The following is an 11820-nucleotide window of genomic DNA, read 5'->3' as shown; positions in this document are numbered from 1 at the left end:
TTAGATATCAATAAACCACTGCGTCTATGAGTTCTCATATGAACTTTGCCAAATTTTAGGACCTTTTTGTCAACCCCAGCTGATTTTCTAGGATTTAATTTGAAATTTAAAGCTATAGATTTATTAAAACCTACAGCTTTTTACAATATTAATTTTTACTTTCTAATTTTTCATTCATCTGACGACGAAGTTTAGAAAAATCTTCTTTGACTACTACAGTGTCAGCGATAAAGTCATGAAGTCCTTTTTTCTTATTAGTAAAAGCAACAGCTAGATACGGGATATACACTAAAAATATAGTTAATAGTCTACCAACTACCTCACGGTAAACTACATCCATAAGACCTAACTTATCACCTTTATTAGTTTCTACTTTTATCTTCATAATCATTTTACCTAAAGTTTGTGAAAAGAAGTAAGTCATCGAGATAAAATAAGTGAACATAACGATAACATAACTCAGAGATTCTTCTCCTAAAATTGGGAAATCTAGTTGCTTATTCAAAAGTCCAAAACTAAAAGTATTCAATAAACTAGCTATAGCATAAATAACAATCATATCGATTAAATACGCAACAAATCTCGTCCAAAAGCCTGCATAGAAATTTTTTGAAAGATTCATATAATCTTCTATTGTTGTTGGCAACGAAAGATCTTTTTCCTTTTTATCTACTCTTTCTTCTGTTTCTTTAGGATCTTCCTGTTCTCTAGTAGATTCTTCATTTTGTATCGTATCATTTTCTAGTTCTACAGAAGTTTCATTTAAATTAGGATCATATGAAGGTGTATTATTATTTAATTCATTATTCATATAAAAACCTCCTTATCCTAAGTAACTACGTTCAACTTTATTTGAATTTACTTCACTATTTAATTCAGAGATAAAACTTTTTGTTGTAGCTTTAACAAATCTAGAAATTAAACTTTCTGTAGTTTTATCAGCTCTTAATTCAATTACAGTTGGATTAGATAATCCTTTTTCTTCTTTTATTAAATCAATAAGCTCATCTTCCGTACCAATTTTATCAGCTAATTTATTCGCTACTGCTTGTGTACCTGTATAAGTTCTTCCATCAGCAAGTTTCTTAACTTCATCTTCACTTAAGTGTCTACCTTCAGCTATAGCCTTTACAAATCTCTCATATGCTTCTTTATTTTGTTCTTGTAAAATTTTTCTAGTTGATTCTGGTAAGTCTTCAGTTAAACCACCTACTGCTTTTTGATCTCCTGAACGAACAGTTTCTTGTTTAATTCCATGATCATTTAAGAATTTTTGAGCAAATACATAACTCATGATTACCCCTAAAGAACCAGTGGTTGTTTCAGTATTCACAAAGATTTTTTTAGCTGGTGTAGATACATAATATCCACCCGAAGCAGCTGTTTTCTTCATTGAAACATAAACATCTTTACCACTATTTTTTAAAGCATTATATAATTCAGCAGTTTCATAAACTCCCCCACCTGGTGAGTTTACCGATAATAGTATAGCTTTAACATTAGGGTTATTTTTAGCTTCTTTGATTTGATTTAATACAGATCCTCGTGAATATGTATTCGTCATTTCAGAATTAATTTCACCTTCAATAGAAATCTTTTGAATTACTTGGCTACTATCTCCTTTTTTAAGGGTTAATTTAGTAATACTTTGCTCTTGTAAAAACTCTGTTAAATAACCATTTAACTCTGACTCATCTTTTTTATTACTATTACTTGATGTTATAGTACCTTTAATTAGCGAAAACACTACTAAAACAACAACAATTACTGTTGATATCAACCTTTTATTTTTAAAATTCATATTTTTTCCTCCAAAACTTTATTATAATATTTTTGTAAAAAGCCAGAGACAAATACCACTTTCGCTATCTGTCCCTAGCCTATTATTATGAACTCTTAACTATATTTTCAAAACCTTTTTGCAAGTCTACATTAGCAGTTCTTCTGAAGTAAACATACTTCTTAGAATTCCCTTGATTTTGTTCAGTTATTAACACGATAGGTTCACCATTTAAAATAGTGAAATAGTATAGATGCGCTACAGAATTTACTGGTTTATCTATATCAGAAAATACAGCAACTATATTATAAACGTCTTTATAATTCCCTTCAGGTGACCATTTCATACTAATCAGTTTATCACCTTCTAGAACTAAACGTGCATCCCCTGCTATTTCTGTCTCAGTAGGAAGTTTTAATCCATGGAAATTCACTTGGTTACTCGGTGTATACTCTTTATAACTTTGGTTTAAAGATTTTTCCCAACTTTTCACAAATTGATAAAGTTTGTCACCTTTGTTTTTATTCCAATAAGCTGTACTTGTAGTTTTAGCTTCTTCTTTTTTCTCAGTTTTTTCTTCAGATAATCCTGTAACAGTTAGAGTACGTTTAAACGTTCCGCTGACTTTCAATCCTTTTTTCTGAGCTTCATCTTTATTAAGCGTTATCTCTACATCTACTTTACTTCCGTTTTCTAGGTTTTCTGTAGGAGTATATTTAATCTCAGGTTTTTTCAAGAATTTCTTGATGTTATCATCTGCATCTTTCACTTCTGGGATTTCTACTATATCAACATTTACCTTACCTTGTCTGTTAGTACCATACGCTGCTAATTCAACCTTATATTGATCCAGATGAACTACCTTATCATCTTTCTTGTAGAATTTAAAATAATAAACTCCCGCAGCAATAACACATACTAAAAGAAACGCAACTATAAATCCAAGTTTTGATGATTTTTTCTTAGATTTATCTTTTTTAGTTTCCTTATTTTGTTCCTCAGTATTTTCTTGATTTACATTAGAATAATTATCATTTCCTTGGAAATTATTATTCTGATTATCATTAGTAAATTGATTATATTGACCATTTACATCTTGATTAAAATTAGATTGATTATTCTCTACATAGTTACCGTCTTGATCATAATAGCCATTTGCTATAAAAAATCCATTTTGATCGTAGTAACCCGCAGGCGTAAATTCATTATTATTTTGATTATTTCCATCATTTTGAATAAAATTGCCATTTGGGTCGTAATAACCATTTGAAATGTAGTTTCCATTTGGATCATAATAACCATTCGGAATAAAGTTTCCATCTTGATCATAATACCCGTTTGATATATAGTTCCCATTCTCGTCATAATAACCATAAGGAATATAATTTCCATTTTGATCATAATAACCATTTAAATCATTATTTAATTCATTGTTCTGAGAATTAGTATCTCTATTCGTCATTACTTTCCCTCCTATTCAGCATAAGTTTTCGATACGAATTTATTATATCGTTTCATAAATGCAAGTTCTGCAGTCCCTGTTTGTCCATGCCTATTTTTAGCAATAATTACTTCAATAGTTGAAACATCACTTGTTTCTTGAACTTCATTCTCATCGGCATCTTCACTTCTATAATAGTCTCCACGGTATAAGAATGAAACTATATCAGCATCTTGCTCAATACTTCCAGATTCCCTAAGGTCACTCATCATAGGTCGTTTATCTTGTCTAGATTCAACACTACGAGATAGCTGAGATAATGCGATAACAGGACATTCTAGTTCCCTAGCCATTTGTTTTAAGCTACGAGAAATCTCAGATACCTCTTGTTGCCTATTATCAGTTCTCTTACTTCCTTGAAGAAGTTGAAGATAATCAATAACAACAAGATCTAGACCATGTTCTGCTTTTAATAACTTACATTTTGCTTTTACTTCATTTACTTTGATAAAAGCACTATCTTCAATAAAGACATTTTTTTGATTTAAGAAATGAACAGCTGTTTCAAGTTTCATTAGATCATCATTATCTAAATCACCTCTTTTAATTTTTTCAGAATCTATCATTCCTTCACTACAAATCATCCTAGAGACAAGTTGGTCTGCACCCATCTCAAGAGAGAATAGTGCAACTGTTCTCTTCTCTTCTTCTGAACGAGGATTTTTCCCAGCGATATTAAGGGCAATATTAAGGGCAAACGCTGTTTTCCCCATCGCAGGACGAGCTGCAAGGATAATTAAATCTCCTTTACCAAAACCTACAAGTTTATCTAATGCACCATATCCTGTAGGTACAGCTACATTCTGACCCTCTCCAGCCATACGAGCTAAGATTTCTTTAAAAACTTCATCGGTAACATCTTTCATATTTTTAAACTGAGATGTTTTCGCTCGTTCCATTGCACGTTCAACTTGATCAAATAATGTAGCAGTCAAAGAGTCTATGTCAGCATTACCTTGGTTCATTTCCTCAGTACTACTTAAAAGTGCTGCTCGGATTTCTCTATATATCGAGTATCTTTTTACTAAATTCGCATAGTGCATAATATTACGAGAACTTGGAGTAATATCATACAAGTCCACTATATATAATGAGGCATCCACTGTTCTGAATGCCCCACTATTATTTATTTCTTCAAAAATCGTAGTGGTGTCAGGTATTATTCCCATTTCATCTAAACGTAAAATAGCACTATAAATATCTTTATTTCGTTCGTCATAAAAGTCTTCCGGATCAACCGTTGCTTTGACTTCTATTAATTTCTCTGGCTCTTGCATCAGAGCCCCTAATAACGATTGTTCTGCCATTACAACAGAATCTATATGATATTTCATATTGTCACCTTCAAATTATTTACTATTGCTCCACCACGTGAACTTTAATAGTTCCTTCTACTTGGTTGTGTAGTTTAATTTTAACATTTGTATACCCTAAAGATTGGATACCGTGTGGTAAGTCGATTTTTTTCTTATCAACTTTAAGGTCGTGTTGTTTCTTAAGTTCTTCAACAATTTGTTTAGAAGATACTGATCCGAATAATCTTCCACCTTCTCCAGATTTAACTTTAATTGTCACTTCAAGACCTTCTAATTGTTTAGCAAGTAAGTTAGCTTGAACTAATTCTTCTTGTTTATCTTTTTCAACACGTTTTTGTTGACCTTTAAGTGTTGCCATATTAGCATTTGTTGCTGCTACAGCTTTTTTATTTGTTATTAAGAATTTTGCATATCCATCAGCAATTTCCTTAACATCTCCTTTTTTACCTTTTCCTTTAACGTCTTCTAAAAATATAACTTTCATTACAATTTCTCCTTTTATCTATGTTTTTATTTTATGATAATATTTTATCGATGGCATCATTTAGTCGGTCTAAAGCTTCGTCTAAATTAATTCCCTCTATTTGAGTTGCTGCGTTGGCAAGATGACCTCCACCACCAAGCTCCTCCATAATTAATTGAACATTTATATTACCTAGTGATCTTGCTGAAATTCCAACTTTACCTTCTTCTAAATATCCTATAGCAAAACTACATTCAATTCCTTTAAGAGTTAGAAGTAAGTCTGCACTTTGAGCAAGCATTACATTAGTATAATATTTATCTTCAGGGGCTTTTGCCATAATAATTTCTGGTGTTTTTTGGATAGAGTTATTAATAATTTCTACCCTATTCATAAAGTTCTCAAAAGGCTCTTTTAGAATTGTTTTTACTCTCGTTGGATCAGCTCCATTACTTCGTAAATAAGCAGCTGCATCAAACGTTCTAGAACCAGTTCTTATTGAGAAGTTTTGAGTATCTACCACTATTCCACCAAGCATAATCGTCGCTGCAATAGGAGTGATTTTTTCTATCTTAGTTTGATACTCTATTAATTCTGCAATCAACTCTGATGATGATGATGCATAAGGTTCAATATAAGTTAACAGCGGATTAGTAATTATATCCTCACCACGTCTATGATGGTCAATAATAACTTTTCTATTAGCCTTAGATAGTATCGCAGCATCAATAACACGTGATGCGTCAGAAGTATCCACAACGATTAATGTTGTTTGAGGAGTCATAAGTTCCCAAGCTTCATCACTATCGACAAACACTTTTGACAATTGTTCATCCGAATTATCAATTTCAAACATTACTTTTTGAATTGTTTCATCTCTGTCACTATCATTTAAAATAATGTAACATTCTTTACCTACTATTTTAGAAAATGTATAAATACCTACACAAGCTCCAACAGCATCGAAGTCAGGACGTTTATGCCCCATTACGATTATTTTATCACTATCACTTACAATATCAGCTAACGCATTAGATACAACACGCGCCTTAATTCTAGTACGTTTTTCTTGTGGGTTTGTTTTACCACCATAGAATCTAATCGTACCATCAACATCTTTCATAGCAACCTGGTCTCCACCACGCCCTAAAGCTAAATCAAGTGAACTCTTCGCAAGTTCTCCTAATTCTGGTAAAAAGTCAGTTCCCATACCTACACCTATACTCAAAGTAATTGGTGCATCAAACTCCTCTTTTAGATTTCTAATTGTATCTAAAATTTGGAATTTCTCTTTTTCTATTTTCTTTAAATCTTTGACATTTAAAAGTCCAATAAATCTATCATCATCGATTCTTTTTAGATAAATACTATTCTTCTTAGCCCAATCTGTCAAAGTAATAACTACAGTAGCATCTAATCTACTCGCTACTTCATCTTCTAATGAATCATAAACATCTTCATAATTATCAAGACTTAGATTAAGAATAATAGGCCTTGTATCTCTAAATCTTTGCATTACAACTTTACTTTCTGTAATATCAAAGAAGTAAATATAACCACTATCTTTTTGATAATTCACTTTATAAAATTTACCAAAGATTTCAAACTGATTATCTACCGGAGTTTCTAAATCAAACAACTCTGAAATTTCCGGCATAAGTTCTAAGATATTTAGACCTTTTATCTCTTCAACTTTAATATTTTTATAGATAAAGTTATTAGCCCATTCAATATTCTTATTTTCATCTATTACGATTATACCGATAGGAAACTTATTAATTCCTTTTTCTGATGAATCTTTTATTCTATTGGTTAATTTACTAATATACCTTTCCATCTGTTCCACAGATTTTTTCTTCTGAAGAATATAGAATACGAAGATTAAAAGACCTATTAATAAATAAATAACTAAACTAAAAATATCAAATATTCCGCAAAGTATTGCTCCCATTAGAAAAATAGTTGAAATTATCAATTCATATTTTCTTTTTCCATTCATATCTATTCCCCCTTCTTCATAATAATATAACCTTCTCTTAATTTGAATATACTATCTATAAATCCAAGTAATTCAAAGATCGGACTAAAGATTAACATTAAAACAAATGTAATTGGTTTTGCTATAGTAACCTTATTCTTAGTTTTTTGTTCGATAAAGAAATATGCTGTAAATAAACCATTTAGAATAAATGCTAATGCTAGTACACCTGATATATTTTGGAATAATATATTCCAAAAACTATATTTATTTTCATCTAATCCCATCTCAAATAATAATGTGATTAAAGAAACTCCAATGTAGATATATCCACTTTTTGGACTTAATGTTATACGACTAAATTTTGGAAAAGCTGGAATAATCACATATTCTCTAGCTAATAAAGAAAGTGTATATTTTACTATTATTAAACTATATACAAATAACATTATATATAAAGTTACTGGAAATGTTCTCTGTATACTTGAGAAACTTTCTAAAACTAAACTTTTATCCACATTTTGATTCATCTCTACCATTGAATTTACATAGTTATTAATAAACTCCAAAATCTGTTTACTATCTATAGTTATATTACCTAATCTTATAGATAAAAATACATATATAGCTATTCCTAAAAATAATACTGTCGCTATTGCTACCACTAAAAATAGCTTTGATAAACGTAAATCTATAGTTTTATATATTATATATGCAGCAACCATGTGAATTCCAAACCAAAACATCATAACTGGGGATCCCAACAGCGCTAATATTATCCCCCCTGAAGCAATCAACGGAAGATACAATTTCAATCCTTTAGCTCCAAGTACGTATGTAAGAGGAAACACAGAAAGAAATGCTGCAACAATTTCAATATTTAGTAGTGTTCCTAATAATATTAATAATATATACCCTACAGAATATGCAAATATTTTTAAATTACTAGGTTCTTTAAAGAAAAATCTATTTAACATTGCTTTTGCAATTTCTTTTGTCAATAAATCTGAAATGTTATTATCCAAATTAACACTCCTTTTTCGTTTTTATAATACCCTTAAAAGCAACTCTAACTATATAGGTATCTTTATTATTATATCAAATTTCTTAGTTTTTTTAAAGGAAAATAAAAACATTAACATACTATTATTCAAGAATAGATTTATCGTACTATAAGACCTGAAGTTCTAATTTTATACTACTGATATTATTAAAAAAGAACTCAAACGAAATTATCTCTTGAGTTCTAATTCATATATTTTAAAATCTATTTTAGAAATATCCTTTAAAAAATTCTAGTCTTCTTTTCTTCTTGTTGCTAAGAACAGTGTGAATAATAGAGTTCCACCTAGATAAATAGATGCATTATAACCTTGTTCACCTGTTTCAGCTAATCTTTCAACACGAGCGTTAGCTTGTGGTTGATTTACATTAACTGCTGATACCATTTCTGTTACTGGAGGCACAGTTCCATTTTCTGGAGTTACTGGTTTTTCCGGTACTGGTTGAACTTGTACTTCTGGTGTTGGTTGTGCTGGTACTTGTGGTGTTGGTTGAGTTGGAACTTCAGGAGTTGGTTGCACTGGTACTTCTGGTACTTTTAATTCTGGTACTTCAGTAACCTCAGGAATTCCTGGTACTCCACCATTAAATTCAGGTTTTTCGTGTACTTCTGGCATTCCTGGCACTCCACCTTTGAATTCTGGTAATTCATGAACTGGTGGTTCTGGCATTGCAAATGTTGGTCCAGCTGGATTATTATTTACTGGAGGAACTGGTTTGTCATTACATCCACAGTTTCCGTCTTTACCATCTTTACCATCTTTACCATCTTTTCCGTCACGTCCATCTTTTCCGTCTTTAACAACTGTTTTCGTAACAGAACCGTCAGAATTGATGATTGTTATTGTGTGACTTCCATCTCCGTTATCTTCAACAGAAACTTTTGGTGATTTACCATCTTTTCCGTCTTTAATAACCATATCAGTTTTACTTCCGTCTGGGTTAGTAATTGTAACTGTGTGAGTTCCATCATTATTATTTTTAACTGTTACAGTTGGTGATACTCCATCTTTTCCGTCTTTTCCATCTTTAATGATAGATTTGTATTCACGTCCATCAGAATCTACGATTGTTAATGTGTGTGTGCCATCTCCGTTATCAACAATATTAGCTTTTGGTGATTTACCGTCAAAGATTGTAGTATTAGTTTCTTTGCCGTCTGCTCCTGTAACTTTAATAGTATGTGAACCATTGTTGTTATCGATCACTTCAAGTTTTGGTGATTTTCCATCACGTACTGTTGTAGTTGTAGTAGTTCCATCAGAGTTAACGATTGTAACTGTGTGAGTTCCATCTCCATTGTCTACTACTTTAGCTGTTGGTGATTTACCATCGCGTACTGTTATTTCAGAAACTGTTCCATTTCCATTTTCTACACGGATAGTGTATGTACCATCTTGGTTATCTCTTACTGTTGCTACTGGTGATTTTCCATCTTTAATGATTGTTTCAGTAGTTGTTCCATCACCATTTAGAACTGTAATTTTGTGAGTTCCATTTTGTTCGTCAGTTATTGTTACTTTTGGTGATTTTCCATCACGTACTGTTGTTTCAGTTGTAACACCTTCTGGGTTTGTAATAACGATAGTGTGACTTCCATCTCCATTATCACGAACAGATGCTGTTGGAGTACGTCCATCTACTCCGTCACGACCATTTTTAACAACAAATTCATTCTTAGTTCCATCTGGGTTTGTGATTGTTACTGTGTGGCTTCCATCTGGATTTTTAGTAGTTGTTGCTGTAGCAGCTTTACCGTCTTTACCATCTTTGATGATAGCATTAGTAACATTACCATCTCCATCTGTAACTTTAACTGTGTGAGTCCCATCATTGTTATCAGTTACTTCAACTTTTGGAGTCTTACCATCTTTACCGTTTTTAACAACGATATCTTTAGGTTGTCCACCTGGATTTGTTACTGTAATTGTATGGCTACCGTCTGGATTTTCTGTAGTTGTAATAGTAGCATTTTCTCCATTTTTACCATCTTTTACAACTGTAGTTGATTCAGAACCATCAGGATTTCGAACTGTGATAGTGTGTGTGCCATCTCCATTATCTTTTGTATTAATAGTTGGAGCTGAGCCATCACGTCCATCGATACCATTATAAATATCTTTACTACTTAATACTTTATCGATACCTTCATCGTATACTCCGTTGTCATTAACATCGTCATAAACTGTAACTCGGATACCATTACGAGTTGGAGTTGAAGTTGCATCTGTAGCTCTTCTAGATCTTGAAGGTGAAGTAATATCTTCTACTTTAATTTTTGGTGCACGTCCGTCTTTACCGTTGTCACCTTTTTCACCTTTTTCACCAGTAGTTCCTTGAGGTCCACGGATGTTACCGATCTTATCCCAAGTTCCGTTATTTTTCTTATAAACGTCTCCTGTATTAGCATCGATAAATGTATCTCCATCTTTACCATCTTTAGCAGTTGGCGCAGTAACTCCACTTAGTAATTCAGCACCATTACGTCCGTCATGACCATCATGACCTGCCGCACCGTTTGCACCATCTGTACCATTACGTCCATTTGTACCATTCAAGATATCACTTGTACCAATTAATTCATCCACACCTGGATCGTATTTACCGTTACCATTATTATCATAGTATGCTGTAATACGAGTACCCTCTACTGGTTGTGAATCTGTAGTTTCTGGTTGTGTAGCTGTTGAATCTGTAGTAGTTGGTTGCGAACCTGCTGTGTCTGTAGCTACTGGTTGAGCTGATGGAGTTCCCTCATCTGGGTTATCCCCTACACTTCTCGCTCTTCTTGCACTTCTTGATGTTCCAGAAGGTTGTGGATTAACAGCTAATCCTGCACCTCTTCTCACTGCATCCACTAATGCATTTAAGTCAATATGTGGTGTACGTCCATCTTTACCATCTTTAACAACGAATGATACTGGATCTTTACCTGGTGTAGTAAACGTAACAATCGTGCTACGTCCATCTGCTCCACGTTGAGTTGTAACAGTAGGTGTGTTTCCATCTTGTCCTGCTTCACCTTTAGCTCCATCATTGATAAGAACTTTAGTTGGTTGTGAACCGTCATGATTATCTATTGTGATTTCTACACCTTTATTTCCATCTTCTTTACGAACAGCTGTTACTGTTGGTGATACTCCATTTAGACCATCTTTTATAACTGCTAATGTTTTTTCAGGGTTTAATGGTTGTCCTGGGTTAGCTGGGTCTTCTTGATAAACTTTTGTTTCAGTTCCAGTCTTAACAGCTACTAGTGATTTACCATCACGTCCATCTGCTCCTTTTGCCCCATCTTTAATCATTTCTGATCCTAGAAGTTCATCAGTTCCTGGAGTATATCTTCCATCACCATTCTCATCAGTATAGAATGTAACGATTGTATGTGATGGATTACCATTTTGTCCTTCAACACGTAATAACTCAACTTTTGGAGTTTTTCCGTTTAAACCATTTTCTCCATTTTTCACATTTACTGTTACAGAATCTTTTCCTGGTACAGTGAATGTGATATCAGAGCTGTTACCATCTTTACCTGGTTTTACAGTTACTTCTGGAGTTTTTCCGTCTTCTCCTTTTGGTCCTTGTGGTCCTACTTCACCTTGTGGTCCACGTGGTCCTTGCACTCCATCTTGTCCACGTTCACCTTGAACACCTTGAGCTCCTTTGTCTCCTTTTGGTCCTTTGATGTTTCCTTCTTTTTCCCATGTTCCGTTGTTT

General features: G+C 32.8%; 7 protein-coding genes and 1 pseudogene. All 8 read right to left on the bottom strand.

Annotation, left to right across the window (positions count from 1 at the left end):
- Positions 1 to 148: 148 nt before the first annotated feature.
- Positions 149 to 811, bottom strand: a complete 663-nt coding sequence (locus PNO30_RS08405; protein WP_271988033.1) for an RDD family protein — start codon at positions 809 to 811, stop codon at positions 149 to 151.
- A gap of 12 nt (positions 812 to 823) precedes the next feature.
- Positions 824 to 1801, bottom strand: coding sequence for a signal peptide peptidase SppA (gene sppA / locus PNO30_RS08400; RefSeq protein WP_271988031.1), 978 nt, complete (start codon positions 1799 to 1801; stop codon positions 824 to 826).
- 85 nt (positions 1802 to 1886) lie between these two features.
- Entirely contained in the window at positions 1887 to 3242 is a 1356-nt protein-coding gene (locus tag PNO30_RS08395; protein ID WP_271988029.1) for a DUF4767 domain-containing protein, read from the bottom strand.
- Between the two features lie 11 nt (positions 3243 to 3253).
- Complete coding sequence (gene dnaB, locus PNO30_RS08390; protein ID WP_271966065.1) at positions 3254 to 4615, bottom strand: replicative DNA helicase; 1362 nt, start codon at positions 4613 to 4615, stop codon at positions 3254 to 3256.
- 22 nt (positions 4616 to 4637) lie between these two features.
- A complete protein-coding gene (gene rplI, locus PNO30_RS08385; RefSeq protein ID WP_003147963.1) occupies positions 4638 to 5081 on the bottom strand; it encodes a 50S ribosomal protein L9 in 444 nt (147 codons plus the stop codon).
- Positions 5082 to 5112: 31 nt separating this feature from the next.
- Positions 5113 to 7059 carry a DHH family phosphoesterase gene (locus PNO30_RS08380; RefSeq protein ID WP_271988027.1) on the bottom strand — a complete coding sequence of 649 codons (1947 nt, stop codon included), beginning with the start codon at positions 7057 to 7059 and terminating at the stop codon, positions 5113 to 5115.
- Between the two features lie 2 nt (positions 7060 to 7061).
- Entirely contained in the window at positions 7062 to 8063 is a 1002-nt protein-coding gene (locus PNO30_RS08375) for a DUF2232 domain-containing protein (RefSeq protein ID WP_271988024.1), read from the bottom strand.
- 270 nt (positions 8064 to 8333) lie between these two features.
- A pseudogene (locus PNO30_RS08370) lies at positions 8334 to 11820 on the bottom strand (YSIRK signal domain/LPXTG anchor domain surface protein); the annotation flags it as partial.

This window comes from Gemella haemolysans (assembly GCF_028308085.1).
GTDB lineage: Bacteria > Bacillota > Bacilli > Staphylococcales > Gemellaceae > Gemella > Gemella haemolysans_D.
The sequence above is the reverse complement of the archived record's forward strand: the minus strand, read 5'-3'. Positions and strand labels throughout refer to the sequence as shown.

Bases quoted from the DNA above. Each gene is read 5' to 3' on its own strand.
- dnaB (WP_271966065.1), bottom strand. From the start codon at position 4,615: ATGAAATATCATATAGATTCTGTTGTAATGGCAGAACAATCGTTATTA.
- PNO30_RS08380 (WP_271988027.1), bottom strand. From the start codon at position 7,059: ATGAATGGAAAAAGAAAATATGAATTGATAATTTCAACTATTTTTCTA.
- rplI (WP_003147963.1), bottom strand. From the start codon at position 5,081: ATGAAAGTTATATTTTTAGAAGACGTTAAAGGAAAAGGTAAAAAAGGA.
- PNO30_RS08405 (WP_271988033.1), bottom strand. From the start codon at position 811: ATGAATAATGAATTAAATAATAATACACCTTCATATGATCCTAATTTA.
- sppA (WP_271988031.1), bottom strand. From the start codon at position 1,801: ATGAATTTTAAAAATAAAAGGTTGATATCAACAGTAATTGTTGTTGTT.
- PNO30_RS08395 (WP_271988029.1), bottom strand. From the start codon at position 3,242: ATGACGAATAGAGATACTAATTCTCAGAACAATGAATTAAATAATGAT.